Annotated in this window: 19 protein-coding genes; 10 read left to right on the top strand and 9 right to left on the bottom strand. The window is 71.4% G+C overall.

Annotated elements, in window-relative coordinates:
- Nucleotides 1–25 precede the first annotated feature (25 nt).
- Complete coding sequence (locus EDD90_RS49685; protein ID WP_123979682.1) at nucleotides 26–1,051, bottom strand: 6-phosphofructokinase; 1,026 nt, start codon at nucleotides 1,049–1,051, stop codon at nucleotides 26–28.
- Nucleotides 1,052–1,146: 95 nt separating this feature from the next.
- On the bottom strand, nucleotides 1,147–3,573 hold the full coding sequence (locus EDD90_RS49680) for a SpoIIE family protein phosphatase (RefSeq protein ID WP_123979680.1): 2,427 nt from the start codon (nucleotides 3,571–3,573) through the stop codon (nucleotides 1,147–1,149).
- A gap of 649 nt (nucleotides 3,574–4,222) precedes the next feature.
- Between EDD90_RS49680 and EDD90_RS49675 the strand changes: the two genes are divergently transcribed.
- From EDD90_RS49675 to EDD90_RS49665, 3 genes are all read left to right on the top strand, one after another.
- Nucleotides 4,223–6,532, top strand: coding sequence for a heavy metal translocating P-type ATPase (locus EDD90_RS49675; protein ID WP_123979678.1), 2,310 nt, complete (start codon nucleotides 4,223–4,225; stop codon nucleotides 6,530–6,532).
- A gap of 212 nt (nucleotides 6,533–6,744) precedes the next feature.
- Nucleotides 6,745–8,706: a PAS domain S-box protein gene (locus tag EDD90_RS49670; RefSeq protein WP_185149501.1), complete on the top strand. Its 1,962-nt coding sequence runs from the start codon at nucleotides 6,745–6,747 to the stop codon at nucleotides 8,704–8,706.
- Nucleotides 8,707–8,829: 123 nt separating this feature from the next.
- Nucleotides 8,830–9,720 (top strand): universal stress protein, encoded by an 891-nt coding sequence (locus tag EDD90_RS49665; protein WP_123979677.1) that lies wholly within the window; start codon nucleotides 8,830–8,832, stop codon nucleotides 9,718–9,720.
- Between the two features lie 274 nt (nucleotides 9,721–9,994).
- Here EDD90_RS49665 and EDD90_RS49660 read toward each other — a convergent pair whose 3' ends face one another.
- From EDD90_RS49660 to EDD90_RS49650, 3 genes are all read right to left on the bottom strand, one after another.
- Nucleotides 9,995–10,621: a DoxX family membrane protein gene (locus EDD90_RS49660; protein ID WP_123979675.1), complete on the bottom strand. Its 627-nt coding sequence runs from the start codon at nucleotides 10,619–10,621 to the stop codon at nucleotides 9,995–9,997.
- Between the two features lie 499 nt (nucleotides 10,622–11,120).
- Nucleotides 11,121–12,350 (bottom strand): hydrolase, encoded by a 1,230-nt coding sequence (locus tag EDD90_RS49655; RefSeq protein ID WP_123979673.1) that lies wholly within the window; start codon nucleotides 12,348–12,350, stop codon nucleotides 11,121–11,123.
- A 117-nt stretch (nucleotides 12,351–12,467) separates the two neighbouring features.
- Nucleotides 12,468–14,723, bottom strand: a complete 2,256-nt coding sequence (locus tag EDD90_RS49650) for a carbohydrate-binding protein (protein ID WP_260328576.1) — start codon at nucleotides 14,721–14,723, stop codon at nucleotides 12,468–12,470.
- 261 nt (nucleotides 14,724–14,984) lie between these two features.
- Here EDD90_RS49650 and EDD90_RS49645 point away from each other — a divergent pair, with 261 nt between their 5' ends.
- The gene (locus EDD90_RS49645) at nucleotides 14,985–16,157 is read left to right on the top strand and encodes an MFS transporter (protein WP_123982455.1); all 1,173 of its coding nucleotides are present in this window, start codon (nucleotides 14,985–14,987) and stop codon (nucleotides 16,155–16,157) included.
- A 13-nt stretch (nucleotides 16,158–16,170) separates the two neighbouring features.
- The gene (locus EDD90_RS49640; protein ID WP_123979671.1) at nucleotides 16,171–16,935 is read left to right on the top strand and encodes a hypothetical protein; all 765 of its coding nucleotides are present in this window, start codon (nucleotides 16,171–16,173) and stop codon (nucleotides 16,933–16,935) included.
- A gap of 95 nt (nucleotides 16,936–17,030) precedes the next feature.
- On the opposite strand, the gene EDD90_RS49635 is transcribed toward EDD90_RS49640, so the two are convergent.
- Both EDD90_RS49635 and EDD90_RS49630 read right to left on the bottom strand, forming a co-directional pair.
- Entirely contained in the window at nucleotides 17,031–17,696 is a 666-nt protein-coding gene (locus tag EDD90_RS49635; RefSeq protein ID WP_185149500.1) for an NAD-dependent epimerase/dehydratase family protein, read from the bottom strand.
- Nucleotides 17,693–18,361, bottom strand: a complete 669-nt coding sequence (locus EDD90_RS49630; RefSeq protein ID WP_123979669.1) for a TetR/AcrR family transcriptional regulator — start codon at nucleotides 18,359–18,361, stop codon at nucleotides 17,693–17,695. Before EDD90_RS49630 ends, EDD90_RS49635 begins: the two co-directional genes overlap by 4 nt.
- Nucleotides 18,362–18,427: 66 nt before the next feature.
- On the opposite strand from EDD90_RS49630, the gene EDD90_RS49625 reads away from it, so the two are divergent.
- Entirely contained in the window at nucleotides 18,428–18,895 is a 468-nt protein-coding gene (locus tag EDD90_RS49625; RefSeq protein ID WP_123979667.1) for a nuclear transport factor 2 family protein, read from the top strand.
- Between the two features lie 16 nt (nucleotides 18,896–18,911).
- Here EDD90_RS49625 and EDD90_RS49620 read toward each other — a convergent pair whose 3' ends face one another.
- The gene (locus tag EDD90_RS49620; RefSeq protein WP_123982451.1) at nucleotides 18,912–19,553 is read right to left on the bottom strand and encodes a dienelactone hydrolase family protein; all 642 of its coding nucleotides are present in this window, start codon (nucleotides 19,551–19,553) and stop codon (nucleotides 18,912–18,914) included.
- 114 nt (nucleotides 19,554–19,667) lie between these two features.
- On the opposite strand from EDD90_RS49620, the gene EDD90_RS49615 reads away from it, so the two are divergent.
- The 3 genes from EDD90_RS49615 (at nucleotide 19,668) to EDD90_RS49605 (ending at nucleotide 22,457) form a co-directional block, all read left to right on the top strand.
- Entirely contained in the window at nucleotides 19,668–20,144 is a 477-nt protein-coding gene (locus tag EDD90_RS49615; protein ID WP_123979665.1) for an SRPBCC family protein, read from the top strand.
- A gap of 238 nt (nucleotides 20,145–20,382) precedes the next feature.
- Nucleotides 20,383–22,056, top strand: coding sequence for a cytochrome c oxidase subunit I (gene ctaD / locus EDD90_RS49610; RefSeq protein ID WP_185149499.1), 1,674 nt, complete (start codon nucleotides 20,383–20,385; stop codon nucleotides 22,054–22,056).
- Nucleotides 22,053–22,457, top strand: coding sequence for a cytochrome c oxidase subunit 4 (locus EDD90_RS49605; protein WP_123979661.1), 405 nt, complete (start codon nucleotides 22,053–22,055; stop codon nucleotides 22,455–22,457). Before ctaD ends, EDD90_RS49605 begins: the two co-directional genes overlap by 4 nt.
- Here the strand turns inward: EDD90_RS49605 and EDD90_RS49600 are convergent.
- A complete protein-coding gene (locus tag EDD90_RS49600; RefSeq protein WP_123979659.1) occupies nucleotides 22,375–23,892 on the bottom strand; it encodes a ubiquinol-cytochrome c reductase cytochrome b subunit in 1,518 nt (505 codons plus the stop codon). The genes EDD90_RS49605 and EDD90_RS49600 overlap by 83 nt on opposite strands.
- 278 nt (nucleotides 23,893–24,170) lie before the next feature.
- Between EDD90_RS49600 and EDD90_RS49595 the strand changes: the two genes are divergently transcribed.
- Nucleotides 24,171–25,700 carry an APC family permease gene (locus EDD90_RS49595; RefSeq protein WP_123979657.1) on the top strand — a complete coding sequence of 510 codons (1,530 nt, stop codon included), beginning with the start codon at nucleotides 24,171–24,173 and terminating at the stop codon, nucleotides 25,698–25,700.
- The last annotated feature ends 13 nt before the right edge of the window (nucleotides 25,701–25,713 follow it).

Raw genomic sequence — 25,713 nt, 5'->3', positions numbered from 1 at the left:
GGGCCGGCCGAGGAACACCGCGGTGTCAGCCGAAGAACACCCCGAACTCGTCGTACAGCGACGGGTCGACCATCCGGCTCTTCGTCTCGGCGCCGGGGATCGGGACCCGTACGATCCGGGTGCCGCTCAGGGCGACCATGGTCCCGAAGGCGCCGTCCTTGACCGCGTCGACGGCGTGCAGTCCGAAGCGGGTGGCCAGCCACCGGTCGAAGGCGCTCGGCGTGCCGCCACGCTGGACGTGACCGAGCACCGTCGTGCGGGCGTCCGTGCCGGTCCGCTGCGAGATCTCCCGTGCCAGCCAGTCGCCGATCCCGGACAGCCGCACATGGCCGTACTCGTCCACCGACCGGTCCTTGAGGACCATCTGCCCCTCCTTGGGAACAGCGCCTTCGGCGGTGACGACGATCGGCGCGTAGTGGAACTCGAAGCGGCGCTTCACCCACGCACACACCTGCTCGATGTCGAAGGGCCGTTCCGGGATGAGGATCACGTTGGCACCGCCCGCTACACCGGCGTGCAGGGCGATCCATCCGGAGTGCCGGCCCATCACCTCCACCACCAGGGTGCGCATGTGCGACTCGGCGGTGGTGTGCAGACGGTCGATGGCCTCGGTCGCGATGCCCACGGCCGTGTCGAAGCCGAAGGTGTAGTCGGTGCCGGGTACGTCGTTGTCGATCGTCTTGGGCACGCCGACGATCGGGATCCCCCGGCGGCTCAGCTCGGCCGCCGCGCCGAGCGTGTCCTCGCCGCCGATCGCGACGAGAGCCTCGATGCCGTGCGCGGCGAGGGTGTCCTGGATGCGGCGCACGCCGTCCTCGTGCTTGAACGGGTTGGTGCGGGACGAGCCGAGGATGGTTCCGCCGCGTGGCAGGATGCCCCGCACCTCGGGGACGCCCAGCGGCACCACCCGGTCCTGGAGCGCGCCGAGCCAGCCGTCCCGCAGGCCGGCGAACTCGAAGCCGTACTCCTGGACACCCTTGCGTACGACGCTGCGGATCACGGCGTTGAGACCGGGACAGTCACCGCCGCCGGTCAGTACTCCTACCTTCATGGTTCCCTCCCCCTCCGTGCACGGGTGAGGTTCTTCGTGAGATCCATTCTGACCGACGGCGCTCTCCAGGGCGACTCGCTGTCCGGCTCAGGGCGTCAGCTGTCCGGCTCGGTGAGTTCGAACTCTGCCCAGATGGTCTTGCCTCCGCCGTGGTGCCGGGTGCCCCAGCGCTGCGCGAGTTGGGCGACGAGCAGCAGGCCGCGGCCCCCCTCGTCGTACGTGCGGGCCCGGCGCAGGTGCGGGGCGGTGCCACTGCCGTCGGACACCTCGCAGATCAGCGCGGCACCGCGGATCAGCCGCAACCGGATCGGCGGTTGCCCGTAGCGGATCGCGTTCGTGACGAGCTCACTCACCACCAGCTCGGCGGCGAACGCCACGTCCGGCAGGTGCCAGGCGTCCAGCTTGGCCAGCACCTGGGCACGGGCGTCGGCCACCAGCGCCGGGTCGGAGGACAGATCCCAGGTGGCGACCCGGCCGGCGTCGAACGCCCGGGTGCGCGCGACGAGCAGGGCGACGTCGTCCTGGGGCCGTGCGGGCAGCAGCGTCCGGACCAGTTCGTCGCACAGCGTCTCCAGCGGCCCCGAACCGGGATGGCCCAGGCACCGGAGCAGCTCCTCCAGCCCGTTGCCCAGATCGTGCCCGGCGTCCTGGACGAGGCCGTCCGTGTACAGCGTGAGGAGACTGCCCGGGGGCAGTTCCCACTCGGCGGTCTCGAAGGGCAGACCCCCCACACCCAGCGGAGGGCCGGGCGGAACGTCGGCGAACTCCGGCGGGCTGCCCGGCCGGACGACGGCGGGCGGCAGGTGACCCGCGGAGGCGGCCGTGCAACGCCGGGAGATCGGGTCGTAGACCACGTACAGGCAGGTGGCGACGAGGTCGGTCGAAACTTCGAGGTCTGGCTCGTGGTCCGCGGTGCTGTCCTCCTCGGCCGCCAGGTGTGTGACCAGGTCGTCGAGATGGGTGAGCAGTTCGTCGGCGGGAAGCTCGACGTCGGCAAGCGTGCGCACCGCGGTCCGCAGCCGCCCCATGGTGGCCGACGCCCGCAGCCCGTGCCCCACCACATCGCCCACCACCAGCGCCACCCTGGCGCCTGACAGGGGAATCACGTCGAACCAGTCACCGCCCAGCCCGGCCCGGGTACGGGCCGGAAGGTAGCGATGAGCCACCTCGACGGCGTCCTGGGCCGAGAGCCGGCTCGGCAGCAGGCTGCGCTGCAGGGCCAGTGCGGTGGCTCGTTCCAGGGTGTAGCGGCGGGCGTTGTCCACGGCCACGGCGGCCCGCGCGCCGATCTCCTCGGCCAGGAACAGATCGTCGCGGGTGAAGGGATCCTCCCGCTGGTGCCGGACGAGGACCGCCACGCCGAGAGTGATACCGCGGGCACGCAGCGGAATGACCATGATCGAGTGGATGCCGAACCTGCGGACGACTCCCGCCCGCTCGGGATCCGCCCGTCGCCAGTTCCTGATCGCCTCGTCCTGGGTGCCGTGCAGTGAGGACCTGCCGGTGGCCAGGCAGCGGACGGGGGGTGCGAACTCGGGGTAGTCGTCCACGTCTCCCAGCCCGATCAGCGCCTCGGGCACGCCGGGCAGGACGGACTGCTGGGCCGCGCGCCGCAGCGGGACCGAGCTCGTCGTGGAGGGCTTCGGCTCGTCTCCGCGGTACAGGGAGTCGAGCAGATCGACGGTGACGAAGTCGGCGAGCCGGCCCACGATGACGTCGGCCATCTCCTGGGCCGTTCGCATCACGTCCAGGGTGCTGCCCACCTGCGCGCTGATGTCGTTCAGCAGCGCCAGCCGCTCCCGGGCCAGGTGCTGCTCGGTCACATCGAGCGCCGAGACCTCCACGTGCCGCACCTCCCCCGTCGGCGTGACGAGCGGGGACACGGTCACGGACCAGACCTTCTCGGGCGCGTCCCGCCGGGCCCTGCCCCGGACGTGGAACTGCTGGGACTCACCCGTCGCGAGCACCCGGCCCATGCCGTCCTCGATCCGTTCGCAGAGGTGGGGCGGCAGGATGTCGGTGACCCGCCGGCCGCGTATCCGCTCCTCGCTCAGGCCGAGTATCCGTACGGCACCGGCGGTCGCCCGTACGGCCCGCAGCGCGGAGTCGTAGACCATCACGGGCAGTCGGCACTGTGCGAACGCCTCGTCGGCCGTCACCGGATCCGGTGGTGGCTGCTCCGATGGCGTCGCCACGAGGAAGCGCTGGGTGCGGCCCTCGTGGTCGACGGACGGATACGCCCGCACCAGGACCTTCACGTGGCGGCCGTCCCGGTGCCGGAGCAGGACCGTGGTACCGGGCCCGTTCAAAGTTGGCAGACCGTTCCTGCCGCCGCCCGCGTCCGGGGCGATCAGCCGGGTGACCGGGCTTCCCACGGCCTCGTCATAGGGGTAGCCCAGCAGGTGCTCCGCTCCCGCGCTCCAGCCCGTCACGATGCCCCGGTCGTCGACGACCGCCGTGGCCGAGTCGGCCGGATCCGGCGGTACGCCGGGGCTCCCGCCGAGTGGAGTGACATCCCGCATGCCGGTCACCGCCCGTTCCGCCGGCCCGGACGCCGCGGCCTTCGGCGACTGCCGAGGCGGTCACGGGCTGCCCTGGCCGGCCGGTCTCACCACGTCGACCTCAGACCTCATCTCCATCGTTCACCGCTCGCCCTCGCGCGTCACCTTCGCGTTTCCTCCCGCCGTCGCGGTGCGGTACATGAGCGCGCCGGCCCGGGAAGTGCTTGCCGTAGGCGCAGCCCTCCCCTTCCCCTTGTCAGCGGGTCCTCTCCCGGACGCCGGGACAGGCGGCGGCGTGCGGCCGGGCGGCCACCGCCGCACTGTCCGGATGCCGGCGTCTGTCCGGCCGCTCCGGTCCGCAGTGGGCCGTACGGTCCCAAAAGCGCACCGACCGGCCCTCCCCCGTCGGCGGTGCCGGCACGGAGGCTGGGATCGGAGGCAACCTCGCGGCGCCCCTGCCCCGGCCCGTCGCGCCGGCACCGGAGGTGTACGTCATGGCTGGTTCCGCATTCGCGGAGTTCTGCGGATTCGGCAATCCGTCCGCGCGAGGGTACGGGCGACAACCGCCGCCGTCCCCCGGTACCGCACCTCCCTCCGCCCGTACCGCACGACCGGTCACCGTCACCCCCACACGGCTGACGGCTTCTGGTCGCCCCAGTGAGGACCGCCGATGAACCACGCACTGCGGACCAGATCGTTCCGGCTCCCTGGCACCGAACCGGCTCTCCTGGCGGCCACGACCGCCGCACTCACGGCCGGCGCCGTCGCGTGGCTGCTCGGCGCCCGGGACCTCGCCGATCTCTGCTGGGCCCTCGGCACGGTCGCCGCCGTCGTCCCCGCCGTCGCATGGGTGCTGGAGGCCCTGCATCGCAGGCAGGCGGGGGTGGACCTGATCGCGGTGGTGGCCCTGGGCGGCACCCTGGCCGTCAGCGAGTACCTGGCCGGGGCGCTGATCGCGCTGATGCTCGCCACCGGCCGCACCCTGGAGTCGGTGGCGCAGCGGCGCGCCTCCCGGGACCTGCGCGCTCTGCTGGAACACGCGCCCCGTACCGCACGGCGGCGCACCGGCGCCGAGGTGCACACCGTGCCGTCGGCCGACGTCGTGCCCGGCGACCTGCTCGTGGTCGGCCCCGGCGAGGTCGTCCCTGTCGACGGCCGGGTCGCCGGCGACCCGGCGGTGCTGGACGAATCGGTGCTCACCGGCGAGCCGCTGACCGTGCGGCGCCCCGCCGGTGAGCCGGTGCGCAGCGGTGTCGTGAACGCCGGGGGCGCATTCGAGATACGCGCCACGGCCACCGAGCGGGACAGCACGTACGCCGGGATCGTACGGCTGGCGCGGCAGGCCGGTGCCGAGTCCGCGCCCGTCGTCCGGCTGGCCGACCGGTACGCGGCCTGGTTCCTTCCGCTGTCCCTGGTGGCCGCGGGGCTGGCCTGGCTGGTATCCGGTTCCGCCGTGCGCGCGGTGGCGGTCCTGGTGGTCGCCACGCCGTGCCCGCTGCTGCTGGCGGCTCCGGTCGCCGTCGTCTCCGGTCTGTCGCGGACCTCTCGGCTCGGCGTTGTGGTCCGGGACGGCGGGGCGCTGGAGGCACTGGGCCGGGCCCGGACCCTGCTCCTGGACAAGACCGGCACGCTCACCGAGGGCCGCCCTCGAGTCCTCGACGTGGTCGCGGCGCCCGGCTGGCAGTCCAGTCAGGTGCTGCGGCTGGCCGCCTCGATCGACCAGTACTCACCGCACGTGCTGGCCCGTGCGGTGGTGGACGCGGCCCGTGAGCGCGGGCTGCCGCTGTCCGTCCCGGCGGACGTGTCCGAGGTACCCGGCCGGGGCGCGGCCGGCACGCTCGCCGCCCGGAGGATGACGGTCGGCCGCCTCGACACCGCCGCCGAAAGGCCGGACTGGGTCCGCGGGGTGGACAACCGGGCCCTGCTCGACGGCGCGGCCGTCGCCTGGCTGAGCGTCGACAGCCGCCCCGTCGGTGCAGTACTGCTGCACGACACGATGCGCCCCGACGCGCCGCGCACGCTGCGCCGGCTGCGCGCGGCGGGAGTCGGACGGCTAGTGATGCTCACCGGCGACCGGCCCGAACCCGCCCTGGAGGTCGGCGCCGTACTCGGCCTCGACGAGGTACGGGCCGGGCTCACCCCGGCCGACAAGGTCGCCGTGGTCCGCGCGGAACGCGCCCGCGCGGTCACCGTGATGGTGGGGGACGGCGTGAACGACGCTCCTGCCCTCGCGGCGGCCGACATCGGCGTGGCCATGGGAGCCCGCGGCGCCACGGCGTCCTCCGAGGCCGCCGACATCGTGCTGACCACCGACCGGGTGGACCGGCTGGCCGACGCGGTCGCCATCGCCGTACGGTCCCGGCGCATCGCCGTGCAGAGCGCGCTCGGCGGGATGGCACTGTCGCTGGCCGCGATGGCCGTGGCCGCCGTCGGTCTGCTCCCGCCGGCCGTCGGCGCTCTCCTTCAGGAGGGGATCGACGTCGTGGTGATCCTCAACGCCCTGCGGGCACTGGGCGACGACCGGGCGGCGCGACCGGCTCTGCGGCGCTCCACGACGGCGCTCATCCACCGTTTCGCGGCCGAGCACGATGACCTGCGGGACGTGCTGGAGGCCGTACGCTCCGCCGCGGACCGCCTCTCCGCCGGCACCGGGCCCGAGTCCCTCGCGGCGGTGGCGGAGGTCCACCGACTGCTCACCGAGCGGCTGCTGCCGCACGAGTACGCGGAGGAGCACGAGCTCTATCCGGCACTCGCCCCGGCCCTCGGCGGCCCGGAGGCCACCGCCACGATGAGCCGCGCCCACGCCGAGATCGAACGCCTCGCCCGCCGCATCGCCATCCACCTCGCACTCGCCGGCAAGGCCGGGCCCCTGCCCCCGGAACAACTCGACGACCTCCGGGCCTGCCTGTACGGGCTGCACACTGTGCTGCGCCTGCACTTCACCCAGGAAGAGGAGAACTACTTCTCCCTCGCGCCGTGAGGTGGTGCTGGAAACGCCCGGGGGAGGGCAGGTCGGCCCATCCCCCGCTGCCCCCACGGCCCGGACACCGGTCCCGCACACAAGGTGACCAACCAGTGTGCCGCACCGGACAGGTTCGGCCGGTCACGGCCAGTAAACGACTTCTCCTCGCCCGAGCGCGCCGGAACCGCTGAGATGACCGCAACCATCGTTGGGAAAGGGGTGGGGCGGACATGGTCGGCTCCCTCGAAGGCGAACGGGCGCGTGTGGTCGTCACAGCAGAGGCGGAGCGCTGCACATGCAGCAGCTCTGCGGCTGCCGGACAGGCGACCGGCGCCGCGGAGGAACGGTTCCGCGGTCTGCTGGAGGCCGCGCCGGACGCGATGGTCATCGTCGACGGCTCGGGCATCATCAAGCTGGTCAACGCGCAGACCGAGGCGCTCTTCGGCTACCGCCGCGAGGAACTCCTGGGCCATCCGGTCGAGTTGCTGATACCGACCCGCTTCCACAGCCAGCACACCCGGCACCGGGGCGGCTACTCGGCCAACCGCCAGGTGCGTCCGATGGGCGCCGGCCTGGAACTGCACGGGCTGCGCAAGGACGGCACCGAGTTCCCGGTGGAGATCAGCCTCAGCCCGATGGAGACGGAGGACGGGCTGCTGGTGTCCGCCGCCGTCCGCGACGTCAGCGACCGCAAGGCAGCCGAGGCCCGCATCAACGAACTCGCCGCCCTCGTCGAGTCCTCCCAGGACGCCATCCTCGCCAAGACCCTCGACGGATACATCACGTACTGGAACGCGGCGGCGCAGGACCTCTACGGCTACACCGCCGAGGATGCAATCGGGCGGCACGTCTCCATGCTCGCCCCGGTCGAACTCCGCGGGGAGATCAGCGCGTTGCTGACCCGGCTGCGCCGGGGCGAGAAGGTCGAGCACTTCGAGACGCTGTGTGTCACCGACTCCGGCGCCCTGCTGGACGTGGACGTGACCCTGTGGCCCACGCGGGACACCCACGGCAGGGTCGTCGGGGCCTGCGCCATCGTCCGGGACATCAGCGACCGCAAGCGTGCCGAGGCCGAACTGACCGCCCTGTACGAGCAGCAGCGGCACATCGCCCTCACCCTCCAGCGCAGCCTGATGGGCACGCCGCCCGCGCTCCCCGGCCTGGCCACCGCCAGCCGCTACCGGCCCGCCACCCAGGGCGCCGGGGTGGGCGGCGACTGGTTCGACCTGATACCGCTGGGCGCCGACCGGGTGGGCGTGCTCATCGGTGACGTCATGGGCCGCGGGCTGGAGGCCGCCGCCGTCATGGGCCAGTTGCGTTCGGCGGCGCACGCGCTCGCCAAGACCGGGATGGAACCCCGGCTGCTGATGCAGGCCCTGGACTCCTGCGTGGCCGACCTCGACGTCCCCGATCAGCTCGTCACCTGCTGCTATCTGGTCATCGCCCCCGACTCCGGGACCGTGACCGTCTGCTCGGCCGGCCATCTGCCGACGCTCGTCGCGGGCGCCGGCGACGGCGCGGTCGGCATCCTCGACTCGCCCGTCAACGCCCCGCTGGGGGTGGGAGGCATCCTCTACGAGCAGTCCCGTACGGCCGTCCCGCCCGGGTCGACCCTCGTGCTGTACACGGACGGGCTGATCGAGACCCCCGGAAGTGACATCGAGGGCCGGATCTCCGAACTCAGCGTCGCCCTGGAGGAGTTCTTCACCGGCACCCCGTGCCTGGAGACCGCCGCCGACCAGGTGCTGGCGAGCCTGCTCCCGGACGCCGAGAGCCACAACGACGACGTCACCCTGCTGCTTGCGCAGCTACCGGCCGCACCGCTGGCGGCCCTCACCACCGACCTTCCGGCCTGCCCCTCCTCGGTGCCGGAAGGCCGGGCGTTCCTGCACAAGGCGCTCACCGCCTGGGACTGCGCCGCGGGCGCGGACGACGCGCTCCTGCTGCTGTCGGAGACCCTGACCAACGCCGTCCAGCACGGCGAGGGGCCCATCGGCCTGCATCTGCACCGCACCGCCACCGACCTCACCGTCGAGATCAGCGACCGCAGCCCTCAGCTGCCCCGGCCGCGCCGGGCCGCCGAGGACGAGGAGTCCGGCCGGGGGCTGCTCCTCGTCCGTACGCTCGCCGACAGCTGGGGGGTACGGCCCACGGACGAGGGAAAGACCACCTGGTTCACCCTCCGGCTGTGAGGGACGTTCGGCCCGCTCCCGGGGCCGGGCAGCCCCTGTCCCCGGCCGGCGTCGCGCGGCGACCCTGGTGGTACGGAGCCCGTAGCGCCGGGCGCGGGCGCGGATCCGAGAGAGGTGAGGGTCGTGCTTCGCCCCGTAGTCGTAGGACTGGACGGATCGCGGGAGAGTCTCACCGCCGCCGACTGGGCGGCGCGGGAGGCCTTGCGGCGCGGCCTGCCGCTGCGCCTGGTGCATGCGGCCGATGCGCCGGCCGCCGGTGGGTCGGACCTGCCGGAGCTCTCGGCCCCGCGCCACTGGGCGCGGCGGATCCTGCGCGACGCCATGGACCAGATCAACGAGCGGTATCCGCGGCTGTACCTGAGCGCGGAGCAGATCGCCCGGCCCGCCGCCGAGGCGCTCGTCTCCGCGGGCGGCGCCGGCGAACTGCTGGTGCTCGGCAGCCGGGCGTTCAGCGGGTTCGGTGGGTTCCTGGCCGGTTCGGTGGCGCTGCAGACGGTGACCCGCGTGGAACGGCCCGTCGTGCTCGTCCGTGCCGACCAGACCGTCGAGGACGAGCACACCCCGGATCCGGAAGGGCGCCCGTCGGCCGACACCCCGTACCGTGCCGTGGTCGTCGGTGTCGACGCGGTGCGGCCCGCGGAACAGGTGCTCGCGTTCGCGTTCGAGAGCGCGGCCCTGCGCAGCACGCCGTTGCGGGCGGTGTACGCCTGGCGGCTGCCGATGGTGCGGGCCGTTGCGGAGGCCGGGGCGCACCAGACGGAGGAGGCCGCCGCCCGGCGGGCCCTGACCGCGGCGCTCGCCCCATGGCGGGAGAAGTTCCCCACCGTCGAGGTCGTCGAGCAGGCGGAGGAGGGGCATCCGGCTCAGCGGCTGCTGAGCGCCGCGCAGGACGCCGGTCTGCTGGCCGTCGGCCGCCCGATCCGTCCGGCCCGGCTGGGCGCGCACACCGGGCCCGTCGCGCACGCCGTCATGCACCACGTCCGCTGCCCGGTCGCGATCGTGCCGCACGAGTGAGTTCGCAGGGCCGTGGCGTCGTACCGCACGAACCCGACCCGCGCCACGGCCCGACCCGCGCCACGGCCCGATCCGCGCCTCAGACCGCGGGCGTGCCGTTGCCGTTCGCGGTGCCCGAAGTCCGCTCCGGCGGAGCCGGCGGCCCCCACTCGTGCCTTCCGCGAGCTCTGCCTGCTCGTCCACGGCATCGGCTGACGCGGTGTTCGGCCTCCGACCACAACACGGCAGGCCCCATTCCGGGCCTGCGGTGCGTGCTTCTGTGTGTACCCGAAGGTCAGAGCAGCCAGTGGTTGCGGCTGACGAAGGGCAGCCGGGCCCAGACCTTGCCCAGGCCCCAGACCGTGCCGGCGCCTGCGGCCACCAGGGCGATCATGACGACGGCGTAGACGAGGTGGTAATCGGCGAACGGGTTGGTGGACATGCTCACCGAACCGTCCGAGAGGTGCTTGGCCGGCGGCCACTCGGCGATCCACATGAACGCCATCATCAAAGTGCCGGCGATCGCGGCGATCCGCAGGCCGATGCCGGCGATCAGCGCGAGGCCGATGCCGAGCAGACCGAGCATGAACAGCCAGTCCGCCCAGCCCTGGCCGGCCCAGTCGTGGAACGTGGACTCCATCGGGCCGGCGGCGACCCCGCTGAGGAAGCCCTTGGTGGGCGAGCCGCCGTCGATCCAGCCCTTGCCGGACGGAGTGGCGTAGCCGAAGCCGAACGTCTTGTCCAGGAACGCCCACAGGAAGACGAACCCGGTCACCAGACGGAGCCCGGCGAGCGCGTACGCGCTGGTCGCCGTCACCGCCGCGGTCGTCACCTCACCGGACTCGGGCGCCGTCCCGTCCTTGCGCAGGGACGGGAGGTGGAATCCCAGGTGCCGGCGGGGGTGGTCGTGGTGGACTGCCATGATGGTCATCCCTTCCAAGGGGTGGTGCGCGGGGATCTGACGCCTCTCGTTGCGTCTTCAATGTCCCGCTGTCGCATCCGCTCCGCAGGGGGCTGCCCCGCCCACCTCGTAGGGCCGAACGTCCCTCGCTGTGAGGAATGTTGAGGATCCGTCAGCTGGTGGTCGGCACCAGCAGTACCGGGCCACCGTGCAACGGAGCAGAAGGGAAGTCGACATGACCCGCCAGAACGTGGTCGTCGGTGTGGACGGGGCCCCAGGACGGCGCGCAGGGAGGTGCGGCGGCTCCGCGGACGATGCTGGTCGCTCCCCGGCGCCCCGGGCAGGGGCCGCAGGCGCCCCGCGGCACGCCGTTTGGCCCCTTACCGAAGGGCCGAAGGGGTCGTACGGCCCTTGGCGCGGATAGCCCGGCCGGGCGGGGCAGGCCCACCTCGAAGAAGCTGCGCCGGCACGAGCGGTTGACGGCTCCTTGCCCCTTCGGCTCGCAGAAAGGGGCGCCCGCTCAGCGGGAGAAGGCGCGCACCTCCGGATGACGGCCGGGCAGGACTTCGCCGTCACGTGCACGCAGCCGGCGGTCGAAGAACGAGGCGAGGACGGGCCGTTCGGCGGCGATCGCGTGTCCCGGGGCGATGGTGCCGATGTTCTCGACGACCGTCTTCCGGGGCAGGCCGAGCCGGCGGGCGAGCTGCGGGATCATCGCCTCCGCGTCGGTGTACGTGGCGTGTTCCGCGCCGCGCAGTGTCAGACCCTCGCGCGGGCCGCGGCTGTGCCGCCACAGGGCGTTCCAGGACGGCACCGTGTCGAGGTCGTTGCCGTCCTTGCCGACCAGCAGGAAGGGACGGTCGAGGCCGTCGGCGGCGACGCCGGACAGGTTGCCGGAGTCGCTGTCCTCCTGGACGTAGGCGAGAACGCCGTCGAAGTCGGCCGCCGCCGCGATGCGCCGGTCGTCGTGCATCGTCTGCAGGGCGGTGAAGCCGCCCGCCGAGTGGCCGAACATGCCGATCCGGTCCCAGTCGAGGGTGCCGCGCAGTTCCCGGGGCAGCGCGCGGGGCAGTTCGTCGAGGAGGAAGCGGGTGTCGGCCACCCGGACGGCCATCGTCTTCCTGAGGAGGGCCGTGATGCGCCCCTGGTCCGGGGAGGCCTTGGCGAACTCCGCGGGCAGTACGGTGTGTTCGACACGGCCGCCGGGGAACTGGACGGCCGTGGCGTCGTAGGTGTGGTCGAGTGTCACCACGACGTAACCTCGGGAGGCGAGGTCGTCGCAGAGGGTGGTGCCCAGGGAACGCGGATCGCCGGCACCGGGTGAGTAGCAGACGACCGGGTAGGGACCCCGGTCCCGGTCGATCGGGGCGCCTGCATGGGCGTGGGTGCGGGTGGCCGACCAGTCGACCCTGTCGGCGGGCACGTCGGTGAGGTTGTTGACGGCGGCGAACCCGGCAGCCTCCCCGGGCAGCATCTGCGGTGCCCTCGGGTACGCGCCGACGGCCCGCGCCGGGTAGCGGATGCCGATCATCAGCTCCCGGTACGGCTGCGACGCGACCCAGGGATCCGCGCGTGCGGTGTCGACGAGGCGCAGGGAGACCGTCCCCACCGGATGCGGCCCGCTGGGGGCCGGCAGTGTCAGTCGTACCCGCCCGGTCCTGGGCTGCGCGGCGGCGGACGCGGCGCGCGTGGTGACGGCGGACAGGGTGGCGGCGACGGCCGACAGCACAGCGGTGCGGCGGGTGAGCAAGGCAGGGGCCTCCTTGGCTGCGGGTGTTCAGCGGCTCCTCTCAGCTTTGTGGACCGGCTCGCCTGCCACCATCCGGCAGACCGGTTGTCACACCCGGGGGCTAGCCATAAGCGCCCGTCACCCGGCCACGGTGAAACGCAGGTAGTCGAGGTTGAAGCCGCCGGTCTCGCAGAAGACGGTGACCGTCTGTTCTCCGGCCCGGAGCGTGACGGGCACCTGCACCGACTGATAAGTCCCCCAGCCGCCGGTGGCCGGGACGGACGCCGTCGCCAGAGTGGTGCCGGTGTCGTCCCGGAGGGACACGGCGTTCGCCGCGGTGGCTCCCGTGCCGTTGGCGACGCGCAGTTCGAGGTCGTACGAGCCCGCCTGCGGTACCTCCAGGCGGTACGTCAGCCAGTTGCCGGCGGCGGTCCAGCCCACGTCCTTGCCGCCGCTGGCGGCCGAGTTGGACTCGACGAAGTTGCTGCCGCCGGCCGGCCAGCCGTGCCGGCCGGTGTAGCTCTCGGCCTCGATCCGCTCGCCCACGGGTGCCGCGTGCGGGCGGACGGTCAGGTGGACGGTGAGCTTGTCGTGGGCTCTGCCGTCGGTGGCGTAGAAGGTCAGGTCCTGTTCGCCGGTGACGGTCGGGTGGATCGTGACCAGGCCGGTCGCCGGGTCGAGGGTGACGCCGTCGGGCAGTTCGGTGGCGTAGTAGGCCGGCCGGTCGCCGTCCGCGTCGGTGGCCCTCAGCTGCAGGTGCGTGGTGCCGTACTGGTCGGCGACGACATCGGCGGCCGGTGCGAAGACCGGGGCGTGGTCACGGCCGCCCGTGGGTGCCTGGCCCTGCCAGCGGTAGGTGGCGAAGGAGCCCGCCGGGACGGTCACGACGAACGTCTGGGCGCCGACGACCATCCGGACCCGGCTGTCGGTGCCGGTGCTGTTGCCGAGGACCGCGGTGTAACCGCCGTTGCGGGTGCGGTAGACCACGTTGCCGACGCCGTGTTCCGTGGCGCTGGACTCCAGGCGTACATCCCCGGGCGAGAGGTACTTCGCGAACTGCCCGAGCTCGTACAGCTCGTCGCGGACCGTGAAGCGCTTCGTGTCCGTGTGGACCGTGACCAGCCGGTCCGGCCACTTGGTGGTGGCCGCGACCTGGTCCCAGTCGATGTTGTTGTCCCGGGACGGCGTCCAGTGGAGTGTGCCGCCGTCCTGGTCGGTGGTCTGGGCCCACAGGATGTAGGAACCGGCGTCGAGGCGGAAGTCGTCGAGGACGGTCGAGGACGACAGGTCGCTGGTCTCGGTGAGCTGGACCGGCTTTCCGGTCTGCTCGTAGGCGTCGCGCATGACGTGCGGGTCGCCCCAGTAGGGGTGGAAGGCGATGGCGTCGGCCGCCTTGCGGACCTGCGCGCCGGTCACCGAGCCGCCGGGGGCGTCCTCGAAGATGCGGTAGTAGTTCTTCGTCGCCGTGCTGTTGGGGTCGTGCCAGTCCCAGAAGTTGAAGTCGTGCACATAGAGCTGGGTGTCCAGGCGGGCGGCACGGAGTTCGCGTTTGACCGCCAGGGCCAGCTTCTGCTGCTGGGCGACGCTGATGTCCATGGCCGGGTAGACGACGTCCATGCCGGGCTCGTTCAGCAGGGTCAGCGCGTCGACGCGGATGCCGTGCCTGGCGTACGCCTGGACGAACTTGACGTAGTACCGGGCGAACGCGTCGATGCAGTCGTCCCGCAACTTGCCGACCTGGTAGTAGTCCGTGCTGCTCCCCGGCTTGAGCGCGACCTCGCCGAGGAAGCGGTTGTTCGACTTCATCCAGGCAGGTGCGCTCCACGCCGACGCGAAGAACGTGGCGTGCGGGTTGTAGTGCTGGATGAGCTTGATGGTGTCGATGATGTGCAGGTCGAGGTCGCGCTGGACGGAGAAGTGCTTCAGGCCGAAGTCCTCGGTGACACCGGCGGGCAGGTCGTCCTCCGACCAGAACGGCAGGTGTTCGATGAGGTCGGGGCTGCCGATCGTCAGCCGGAACCGGTCGAGTCCCGCGCCGTGTTCGGGGTCGACGAGCAGCCGTACGGCCTTCGCCCGCTCGGCCGGGGTGAGCTTCCACAGGTTGGACACGCTGGTCTCGTCCAGGGAGAAGCCGATGCCCGTGTACTGCTGCCGGAGGGCGCTGGGGTCAGCGACCACGGTGGCGTCGACGGGACCGTCGGTGTCCGTGCCCGTCCTGACGATCGGCAATGGCCGCCAGGCCTGCGTACCGCCGGTGGAGTAGGTGCCGGTCACGATCCGGCCGTGCCTGGCCTGTGCGCCCTCGGTTCGGTCGGGGTGCGCGGTCGGGGCCGCGCCGATGAGTGGCAGTGTCATGACAGTGACGGCCGCGATCGCGGTGAGCGTACGTCTCACAACTACTCCTGGACTCTGGGTGAGTTGCGATCCAAGCAATATCCGCGATGTTAAGTCAAGGTGTGAAGAAAGGGTTTCGGGGTGAGCGGCGCCGGACCGGTGCGGACCGAGGACCGCGGCGGTGATCCCGATTCGTCCAAGCACCGTCGGTCTTTGTCCATGGACGGAGCCGGTGCCGGCGGTGAGGGTCGGTGCATGGGCGGATCCGGGGTCGACGACCGGCAGGTGCCGGCGGAGGTGCACGCGGCCGGGCCGCGGCGGGTGCCGAGCGGGCTGGTGGCGCTGGCACTCGGCGGGTTCGGTATCGGGCTGACCGAGTTCCTGATCGCCGGGCTGCTGCCGCAGGTGGCGTCGGACTTCGCGGTGTCCGAGGCGACCGCGGGCCGGCTGATCTCCGGGTACGCGCTGAGTGTCGCCGTCGGCGCGATCCTGCTCACCGCGGCGACGGCGCGGCTGCCTCGCAAGCAGGTCCTGGTGGGTCTGGTGGCGTTGTTCGTCATCGGCAACCTGCTGTCCGCGATCGCGCCCTCCTACTCCGTGCTGCTGCTCGGGCGGATCGTCGCCGCCCTGTGCCACGGCTCGTTCTTCGGCATCGGCTCGCTCGTCGCCGGCAGTCTGGTCGCACCGGAGCGGAAGTCCCGGGCGGTGGCGGTGATGTTCGCCGGGCTGACGGTCGCGAACGTACTGGGTGTGCCGTTCGGTGCGCTGGTGGGCGAGCGCTGGGGCTGGCGGGCGGCGTTCTGGGCGGTCACCGCGATCGGCGTGCTGGCACTGGCCGGCATCGTCGCCCTCGTCCCCGGCCGGGCCGGGACGGTGACGGGGGCCGGGGCGCCCACCGGCCTGCGGGACCAGCTCCGGGCGTTCCGGTCCTCGCAGGTCTGGCTGACGCTGACGGCCACCGCGCTCGGCTACGGCGGGATGCTCGGGGCGTTCAGCTACCTCGCGTACACCCTCACCGAGGTCAGCGGGTTCTCGTCGGCGGATGTCGCCTGGCTGCTGATGGTGTACGGCGTCGGTCTGGTCGTGGGGAACCTGATCGGCGGGCGGGCCGCGGACCGGGCCCGGGATCGCGCGCTGGTTCTTTCGTCGCTCGGACTGACCGTCACCCTGGCCGCGTTCGGCCTGCTGGCCGCCAGTGCCGTGGCGTCGGTGATACTGGTGTTCCTGATGGGGGTGGCCGGGTTCGCCGGCGTTCCCGGCATGATCACCAGGGTGACCGACGCCGCCCACGGTGCGGCGCTGGCCGCGAGCGCCAATGTGTCAGCGTCCAACGTCGGCAACGCCCTCGGCGCCTGGCTCGGCGGCCTCGCCATCAGCGCGGGCCTCGGCTACACGGCGCCGCTCTACACCGGTGCGGCGATAGCGCTGGCTTCCGTGGTCGTGATGCTCGTGGCCGCACGGCGGGCCGAGCCCCCGGTGGGGCAGAACAGGTGAAAGGAGCCGGGTGATGTTCGCGGCGACCGAACGGGACCGGGTCCGGGAGCGGTTGCTGGCCCGGGCCGAGACCGACGGGACCGTCACCGGCGCGGCCTTCACGGGTTCGCTCGCCGTCGGTGCGGGCGATCGGTGGTCGGACATCGACCTCGTCCTCGCCGTACGCGGCGAGCCGACCGACACCGCGGACCGCTGGACCCGGTGGCTCTACGACGAACTCGACGTCCGGCACCACTGGGAGCTGCCGGCCGGTGGCACCGTCATCCGCGTCTTCCTGCTCCCCGGCTGGCTCGAGATCGACCTGACCTTCGCCCCCGAGGCCGAGTTCGGCCCGCGCGGCCCCCAGTGGCGCACACTCTTCGGCGAGCCCCGGCCGCACGACCCCTTCGCGGCTCCCGACCCCGGCACCCTGGCCGGGCTCGTCTGGCACCACGCCCTGCACGCCCGCGTCAGCATGGAGCGCGGGCACCGGTGGCAGGCCGAGCACTGGATCGGCGCCACACGCGACCACACGATCACACTCGCCTGCCTCCGGCTGGGCCATCCCACCGCCTATGCGAAGGGCGCCCATCTGCTGCCCGAGGAGCTGACGGATCGGCTGGAGTCGACTCTGGTCCGCTCGCTCACCGAACCGGAACTCCGCCGCGCCCTGACCGCCACCGCCGCACTCGCGATGGACGAGGTCGAACGCTTCGATCCCCGGCTCGCGAACCGCCTCCGCCCCATGCTCGAAGAGCTCACGACGGAGTCCGGCGAAGGGCGGTCCACCGGGACATGACCACCGCCGGCGCATCCGCCCCGAGGCCGGCCGGCGTCCCGGGTCAGCCGGTTGCCCTGCGGCGGACGCGGTGGGCGGCGACCGTACGGGATCCCTCAGGCGCCCAGGCGGTTGATGTCCTTGCTGTACAGCACCCGGTTCTCGGTGGCGCCGGGGCGGGTCACCGCCAGCATGGCGCGGGCCAGGTGTTCGGTGGTCGTCGTGTGGGCCGGGACGAGGCGGTGCAGCAGGGGGTAGAGCCAGGAGGTGAGGGTGTACATGACGCGGTAGGAGCAGGTTCTGGAGACCGCTCCGTGCAGCGGCTGGATGTAGCCGGGGCGGAACATGTACGCGTCCATCGGCATGGCGAGCAGGTCGTTCTCGGTGCGCCCCTTCACGCGCGCCCACATGGTGCGGCCCTGTTCGGTGCTGTCGGTGCCCTCGCCGGAGACGTAGGTGAAGGTCGGTCCGGCGCTCGCGGCCACCAGTGCGCGGGCGGCGGCGAGGGTGAAGTCGTAGGTGACGCGGGTGTATTCGGCCTCGCTCATACCGGCGGAGGACACGCCCAGGCAGTAGAAGCAGGCGTCGATGCCGGTCAGCCGGTCGCCGATGGCGGTCAGGTCGGTGAAGTCGTCGTGGATCACCTCCGTGAGCTTGGGGTGGGTGACGCCCAGCGGGCGGCGGCTCACGACCAGGACACCGTCGACCGTGGGGTCGAGGAGGCAGGCGCGCAGGACGCCTTGTCCGACCATGCCGGACGCACCGAAGAGAAGGACGTTCACTGGGGTCTCCGTTGCTGGGAGGCGGGGTCCGGATCGGAACCCGACGTCCACCAGTCGGGGGCGCAGGCCACGGCCGAGCCGACCATGTCGTCCTTGGTGACGGACGGGTCGTCGAGCCAGGCCTTGATGGCCCCGGCGAAACCATGGGCCATGAACTGGGCGATCACCTGCCGGTTGGCACCGGGCAGAGCGGGCTGCCCGGTGCGGGCCATGAACGCCAGGGTGTACTCGCTGAAGTGCCGTACGAGTGCCTCGTACACTCCGCTGTCCGCCGGGTCGGCGAGGGAGTTCCGGTAGACGTCCACGAACCGTTCCACGTGGTCGGCGATGTCGGCCGTGGCGAGGCGGAGCAGTTCCAGAGCGGAGTGTCCGCCCTGGGCCCGCAGCGCGTCCTCCCTCCTGTGACCACGCTCCAGGTCGTCGTAGAGCACCTGGATGAGCGGGTCCAGCGGGGTGCTGTAGCGGTTGTAGAAGGTGGCCCGGGTGACCCCGGCCCGGTCCGCGAGCTCGGCGACGGTGATCTGCGAGACGGGACGCTCCGAGGCCAGTGCCACCACGGCCTCTTCGAAGGCGCGGACCGTTCGGGTGATACGCGGATCGATCCGGTCGTTCAGAGCACTGCCCTCCTGTGCGTGGCCGTTGCCGGTGCATTGCCGGCCATGCACCGGCAACGCTTATGCTTTTATACATCTGTCAAATAGACGGGTGCAAGAAACCCGGAGGAGCCCCTCATGGCCGCCCATACCTCCGTATCGCCGCAGGAGGCCGGCGACCGGCCGGCCGTCCGCGAGCTGATCGACGCCTATGCCCACTGCGCGGACCGACGGGACGCCAAGGGCCAGATGAGCCTGTTCACCGAGGACACCCGTCTCCTGGTCTTCATGGACGCCACGGCCGCGGAGCCGACGCAGGAGCTGCACGGCCGGGAGTCGCTCGCCCCCGTGTTCGACAACCTCAACTCGTACCGGACGACGAGGCACTTCAACGGGCAGAGCACCGTTTCCCTGGACGGGGACCGTGCGACCGGCGAGAGCTACTGCCTGGCCCACCATGTCTCGGTCGGGGACGACGGGCAGCGCACGCTGATGGTCGCGTCCATCCGCTGTCTCGACGAGTTCACCAAGCAGGACGGCGAGTGGCTGTTCGCCGAGCGCCGGCTGATGGTCGACTGGACGGAGACGCGCCCCTCGGCGCCGTGACCGGCCCGCGGCGAGGTCAGCCGGGCAGATGACGGGTGAACCAGTCACCGGCCAGGTGGGCCACCCGTTCCAGGGTGCCGGGCTCCTCGAACAGATGGGTCGCGCCGGGGACGACGTCCAGCCGGGTCTCCCCGGGGATCTCCCGCATCGCCTCCCTGTTGAGCCGCAGCACCTCCTGGTCCCGCCCGCCGACGATCAGCAGGGTCGGCTGCCGGACGGCCGCCAGGGAGTCCCCGGCCAGATCCGGCCGGCCGCCCCGGCTGACGACCGCGCGGATCGTGTCGGGGCGCTCCGCAGCGGCGACCAGGGCGGCCGCGGCGCCCGTGCTCGCGCCGAAGAGCCCGCAGCCGAGGCCGGCGGCGGGCTCGTACCCCTGGAGCCAGTCGGCGAGGCCGACCAGGCGCGCGGCGAGCATGTCGATGTCGAAGCGGAGCGTCCCGGTGACCGTGTCGACGTTCTCCTCCTCGCGGGTGAGCAGGTCGGCGAGCACGGTGCCGAACCCCGCCGTCCGCAGTTCGCCGGCGACGAAGCGGTTGCGGGGGCTGAGCCGGCTGCTGCCGCTGCCGTGCGCGAAGAGCACGGCACCCTTCGCCGCCTCGGGGACGGCCACGTCGGCTTCGAGCAGCACACCTCGGGCGGGTATGCGCACGCTCTCCATGACTGCGTTCACGGCGTCCTCCTTGCCGGAAGCACTGCACCGATCAGAACAATTCTCCCTTCTCGGGGTACCCGGTCGCCGCAGGAAGACAAGCGGGACAACGAGGAGGAACAGATGAGCACGGTCAAGGAAGCCGTGGACGTCGCCGTCCCGGTCCGCACGGCCTACAACCAATGGACCCAGTTCGAGGACTTCCCGCACTTCATGGAGGGTGTCGAGGAGGTCAGGCAGCTCGACGACCGGCACAACCACTGGACCACCAGGATCGGCGGGGTCCGGCGTGAGTTCGACACCGAGATCGTCGACCAGCTCGCGGACGACAGGATCACCTGGCGGGCCGTCGAGGGTGACATCCGACAGCGGGGATCCGTCCGGTTCGAGTCCCTGGACGACACCCACACCCGGGTGGAGCTCACGATGGACGTCGAGCCGAGCAGCGTCGCCGAGAAGGGGGCCGACGCCCTCGGCATGATCGACCGGCGGGTCAAGGGAGACCTGCGGCGCTTCAAGGACTACATCGAGCAGCGCGGAGGCGAGACCGGCGGCTGGCGCGGCCGCATCCGTCCCGGGAATCCCGGCTCCGTCCTCTGATGCCTGCGAGAACGGCCGTTCGTACACGCCCCCGGGCCCACGCGGGCCCGGGGGTTCCCTGCCTGCCACCGAGCCCGGTCAGTGTCCCGCGCATCGGGCGCCCGGCACCCGGCGTGCCGCGTCGAATGCCCGGGAGACGAGGCGTGGCGGACGTGGCATTCGCCGGTGCACCGGTAGCGTCGCCCAGGAGTGCGCAAAACCTCATCTACCGGTCATGTCTGTTGTGTTGCGGAGGACCATGAGCGAACTGTCGCAACGCGTCGGCGAAAAGCCCGCGCCTCCCTTCGCTCCGGCACCGCTGGGCCGCCGGATGCTGGGCTGGGCGTCCACGACCGACCACAAGGTGATCGGCCGGCTGTACATGGTGACGGCGTTCTGCTTCTTCCTCCTCGCCGGGCTGCTGGCGCTGGGCATGCGGGCCGAACTGGCGCGGCCCGGGCTGCAGTTCATGGGCCAGGAGACCTACAACCAGTTCTTCACCATCCACGGCACGATCATGATGCTGCTGTTCGCGACCCCGATGTTCGCCGGGTTCGCGAACGCCGTGATGCCGCTTCAGATCGGGGCGCCGGACGTGGCCTTCCCGAGGCTGAACGCGCTGTCGTACTGGATGTACCTGTTCGGCGGCCTGATGGTGGTGTCGGGTTTCCTGGTGCCCGGTGGTGCCGCCGCCTTCGGCTGGTTCGCCTACGCCCCGCTCAACAGCGCGTACTACACCCCCGGCGCGGGCGCGGACCTGTGGGTGATGGGCCTGGTGGTCACCGGTGTCTCGACGACCCTGGGCGCGGTCAACTTCGCCACGACGATCATGTGCCTGCGCGCGCCCGGCATGACGATGTTCCGGATGCCGATCTTCACCTGGAACGTGCTGTTCACGTCCGTCCTGGTGCTGCCCGCGTTCCCGGTGCTCACCGCCGCCCTCCTCGCCCTGGAGTGCGACCGGAAGTTCGGCTCGCACGTCTTCGACGCGCACAACGGCGGGGCGCTGCTGTGGCAGCACCTCTTCTGGTTCTTCGGGCATCCCGAGGTGTACATCGTCGCGCTGCCGTTCTTCGGGATCGTCTCCGAGATCCTCCCGGTGTTCTCCCGCAAGCCGATGTTCGGCTATCTGCCGATGATCGGGGCCACGATCGCCATCACCATGCTGTCCGCGGTCGTATGGGCGCACCATATGTTCGCCACCGGAGCGGTGCTGCTGCCGTTCTTCTCGGTGATGTCGTTCCTGATCGCGGTGCCGACCGGCATCAAGTTCTTCGCGTGGATCGGGACCATGCACCGGGGCTCGCTCTCCTTCGAGACACCGATGCTGTGGTCGCTGGGCTTTCTGGTGTCGTTCCTGCTGGGCGGGCTGAGCGGGGTGCTGGTCGCGTCGCCGCCGATCGACTTCCATGTCACCGACTCGTACTTCATCGTCGCCCATCTGCACTATGTGCTGTTCGGGACCGTGGTGTTCGCGATGTTCGCCGGGTTCTACTTCTGGTGGCCCAAGTTCACCGGGAAGATGCTGGACGAGCGGCTGGGCAAGCTGCATTTCTGGCTGCTCTTCCCGGGTTTCCAGATGACGTTCCTTGTGCAGCACTGGCTCGGCGCGGAGGGCATGCCCCGCCGGTACGCCGACTATCTGCCGGCCGACGGCTTCACCCTCCTCAACACCATCTCGTCGGCGGGCGCGTTCCTGCTCGGCGTCTCCACGCTGCCGTTCCTCCACAACGTCTGGCGTACGGCCCACAAGGGACGGCAGGTCGAGGAGGACGACCCGTGGGGGTTCGGCCGTGCCCTGGAGTGGGCCACCTCCTGCCCGCCGCCGCGGCACAACTTCGTGGCGCTGCCCCGGGTGCGGTCGGAGTCTCCCGCGTTCGACCTGCACCATCCGGAGGTCGCCCGGGAGACGGAGCCGGAGGTTCCGCGGTGAAGGTCGAGGCGCTGCTCTTCGGCGGTGTGGCCGTCTTCTTCGCCGCCGCGGCGGCGCTCTACGGCGTGTGGTCGCATGCCGACCCGGCGGGTACGGCGGCGCTGATCGTGGCCTTCGGGATGGCGTTTGTGGTGTCGTTCTTCTGCGCGACGCACTACGTCCGGCGCGGCCCGCGCCCGCAGGACCGTGCGGATGCGGAGGTGGCGGACTCCGCCGGTCCGCTGGAGTTCTTCCCGCCGCACAGCCCCTGGCCGGTCGTCACCGCGTTCGGGTTCGCCGTCGCGGCGGCCGGGGTGGTGTTCGGGCTGTGGCTGTTCCTCATCGGCTTCGGTGTTCTGGCTCGGGGCGTGGCCGGGCTGGTGTTCCAGTACGTGAACCGGGGGGCCGATCAGGAGGACTGAGCGGTCTGCGTGGGGCGCCCGGCCGGAACGACGTCACCGGGCGGTGGCCGCTCTCGTAGCCGCCGGTGAGGGTCTGGCGTACCTCGCCGACCTCCTCGCCCTCGGTCAGCCGCTCCTGTTCTGCGTGCAGCAGGGCCCGGCACAGCGTACGGGTGACGAAGAAGGCGGCGATCGGCGCCACGATCAGGGAGATCCGGAAGACCCAGGTCAGGGCGTTCACCGAGATCCGGAAGGACAGCGCGACGACGTCGTTGCCACCGGCCAGCAACAGCACCGCGTAGAAGGTGACACCGGCCGCACCGAGGCCGGTGCGGACGGGCCGTTCCCGGGGGCGGTCGCAGAAATGCTGCTCCTGACGCCACTCCCCCGTCAGCCGCTGTTCGACGAAGGGGTAGGCGTACAGGACGAGGAAGAACAGGGCGGGCAGCACGACGGCCGGCAGCAGCACGTTCCACATCAGGGTGTGACCGGCGACGTTCGTCTCCCAGGGCGGGACGAGCCGCAGCGAGCCTTCCAGGAAGCCGACGTACCAGTCCGGCTGGGAACCGGTCGACACCTGGTCGGGCCGGTAGGGGCCGTATTTCCACACCGGGTTGATCTGGGCGACCCCCGAGAGCGCCACCAGCACTCCGGAGACGGTGAGGAACAGGCCGAGGGAGGAGGCGGTGAACCGGGGGAAGAGCGGCTTGCCGACTGCGTTGGAGTTCCTGCGGCCCGGCCCGCGCCAGTGAGTGTGCTTCAGATAGAAGACCAGGATCAGATGGACGGTCACCAGGGCGATCAGCGCGCCCGGCAGCAGCAGGATGTGCAGGCTGTACAGCCGGGGGACGATGTCGTGGCCGGGGTACTGGGCGCCGAACGCGAGCGTGCTCACATACGTCCCGATCACCGGGATCGACAGCATGATGCCCTGCGCGATCCGCAGGCCGGTGCCGGAGAGCAGGTCGTCCGGGAGCGAGTAGCCGGCGAAGCCCTCGGACAGGGCGAGCACGAAGAGCGTGACGCCGATGACCCAGTTGATCTCCCGGGGGCGGCGGAAGGCACCGGTGAAGAAGATCCGCAGCAGGTGCACGCCGATCGCGGCGACGAAGACCAGCGCGGCCCAGTGATGGGCCTGCCGCATCAGCAGTCCGCCGCGGATGTCGAAGCTGATGCGCAGGGTGGAGTCGAAGGCTCCCGACATGAGCCGCCCGCGCAGCGGGACGTACGGTCCCTGGTAGACGACCTCACTCATCTCGGGCGTGAAGAAGAACGTCAGCCACACGCCCGTCAGCACCAGGACGATCAGGCTGTAGAGGGCGATCTCGCCGAGCAGGAACGACCAGTGATCGGGGAAGGCCTTGCGCAGCAACTGTCCGGCCCCGTCGTGGACGGGCAACCGGGCGTCGACCGCGTCCGCGAACCGCTCTCCCGCCGCGCCGCTCCCAGGATTCACCGAACGCCCTCCTCACTCTCGCCATCTCTTGCCCGGGAGACACGAGGCGAGTGGCCGACCACCGCGAAACACCCGCGCGGCCGGGCCGCGGCACCCGATCGGCTGACTGACCGGCAGCGGGAGCGGGTGTTCGCGGCGCTCGTGTTTCGGTGAGATTTCCGTCGGCGGTGATTGAAGAAGTGATGGTCACGACTTGACCCTGAGTGCTTGTGAGGTTGTGCGGCGCGGCGGATCATTGGCCGAATCCCGCCGTTATCACAAGCAAGCTGGAGCTCTCGGTGACCGCTGGCCCCATCGCATCCGAGCCGGTCGACGCGCCGGCCGCGGCGCAGACGGAACGGCAGAAGCTGCGCAAGCACTTCGGCCGGTTCGACATCCTTTTCTTCCTGCTGTGCACCATCGTCGGGGTCGACACCATCGGCACCGTGGCCTCGTCCGGTGCCGAGGCGTTCACCTGGCTGATCGTGCTGGCCGTGGTGTTCTTCGTGCCGTCCGCGCTGCTCATCGCCGAACTCGGGGCCGCGTTCCCCGACGAGGGCGGCCCCTACATCTGGACCAGCCGGGCCTTCGGGCGGCTCGCGGGGGCGGTGAACAACTTCCTGTACTGGATCACCAACCCGGTGTGGCTGGGCGGCACCCTCGCCGTCTCGGCGGCGACCGCGTACACCACCTTCTTCAACGGCGGGAAGGACCTGAGCACCCCCGCCTTCTACGCCTTCACCCTCGTCTTCGTCTGGGTGGGCGTGCTCGCGGCCATCCTCTCCTTCGACGTCGGCAAGTGGATCCCGACGATCGGCGCGTGGAGCCGTATCCTCCTGCTCGGCCTGTTCACCGTGACGGTCGTGGTCTACGGCGTCGAGCACGGCCTGCACGGCTTCGGGCTCGGCGACTTCTCGCCGACGTACGCGGGATTCGTCGGCCTGGTGCCCGTCCTGATGTTCAACTACGTGGGCTTCGAGCTGCCCAACACGGCCGGTGAGGAGATGACCGACGCGCAGAAGGACGTGCCCTACGGCATCTTCCGCAGCGCGATCATCTCGGTCCTGCTGTACGCGCTGCCCATCCTCGGCATCCTGCTGGTCCTGCCCGTCAAGGCGATCACCGGCCTCGGCGGGTTCCTCGATGCGATCCGGCAGGTCTTCACGGTGTACGGCGGCCATGTCTCCGCCGACGGCACGGCCACGCTCAGCGGGGCCGGCAGTGTGCTCGGAGACCTCGCCGCGATCATGTTCATCCTCACGGTGCTGTCCTCCGGCGTCACCTGGATCATGGGCTCGGACCGCGCCCTGGCCGTCTCCGGCTACGACGGCGCGGCGCCCCGCTTCCTCGGGGTCATCTCCAGCCGGTTCGGCACCCCGGTCCGGGTGAACATCCTCAGCGGGCTGGTCTCCACCGCCGTCCTGATCCTGGCCCACCAGCTGACCAACGGCAGCGCGGCCAAGCTGTTCGGCGCGGTCCTCGGTCTCGCCGTCTCCACCACGCTCGTCAGCTACCTGGGCATCTTCCCGGCGCTCCCGTTCCTGCGGCGGAAGTACCCGAACACGCCCCGCCCCTACCGGGCGCCCTTCCCCTGGGTCATCAGCATCGTCCTCACCCTGCTCATCGTCTTCGCCAGCGTGCAGCTCGTCGCGCCCGGGGCCGGCGACCAGTGGTTCGGCTCCGCCTACGCGCCGGACGGCTGGAGTCACGCCGAGCGCTGGAAGTACCTGCTGACGGAGCTGGTCCCGCTCGTCGGGTTCATGCTGCTCGGTGTCGTCTTCTGGGCGCTGGGAAGGCCGACCCGAGCGTCGGTGACCAGCGGGAAATAGGCCACCGCAGGAC

The organism is Streptomyces sp. Ag109_O5-1 (assembly GCF_003814875.1).
Lineage (GTDB): Bacteria > Actinomycetota > Actinomycetes > Streptomycetales > Streptomycetaceae > Streptomyces > Streptomyces sasae.
The sequence above is the reverse complement of the archived record's forward strand: the minus strand, read 5'-3'. Positions and strand labels throughout refer to the sequence as shown.

Excerpts from the sequence above, each read along its gene's own strand:
- EDD90_RS49685 (WP_123979682.1), bottom strand. The coding sequence starts at position 1,051 with ATGAAGGTAGGAGTACTGACCGGCGGCGGTGACTGTCCCGGTCTCAAC.
- EDD90_RS49680 (WP_123979680.1), bottom strand. The coding sequence starts at position 3,573 with ATGCGGGATGTCACTCCACTCGGCGGGAGCCCCGGCGTACCGCCGGAT.
- EDD90_RS49675 (WP_123979678.1), top strand. The coding sequence starts at position 4,223 with ATGAACCACGCACTGCGGACCAGATCGTTCCGGCTCCCTGGCACCGAA.
- EDD90_RS49670 (WP_185149501.1), top strand. The coding sequence starts at position 6,745 with ATGGTCGGCTCCCTCGAAGGCGAACGGGCGCGTGTGGTCGTCACAGCA.
- EDD90_RS49660 (WP_123979675.1), bottom strand. The coding sequence starts at position 10,621 with ATGGCAGTCCACCACGACCACCCCCGCCGGCACCTGGGATTCCACCTC.
- EDD90_RS49640 (WP_123979671.1), top strand. The coding sequence starts at position 16,171 with ATGTTCGCGGCGACCGAACGGGACCGGGTCCGGGAGCGGTTGCTGGCC.
- EDD90_RS49625 (WP_123979667.1), top strand. The coding sequence starts at position 18,428 with ATGGCCGCCCATACCTCCGTATCGCCGCAGGAGGCCGGCGACCGGCCG.
- EDD90_RS49620 (WP_123982451.1), bottom strand. The coding sequence starts at position 19,553 with ATGGAGAGCGTGCGCATACCCGCCCGAGGTGTGCTGCTCGAAGCCGAC.
- EDD90_RS49615 (WP_123979665.1), top strand. The coding sequence starts at position 19,668 with ATGAGCACGGTCAAGGAAGCCGTGGACGTCGCCGTCCCGGTCCGCACG.
- ctaD (WP_185149499.1), top strand. The coding sequence starts at position 20,383 with ATGAGCGAACTGTCGCAACGCGTCGGCGAAAAGCCCGCGCCTCCCTTC.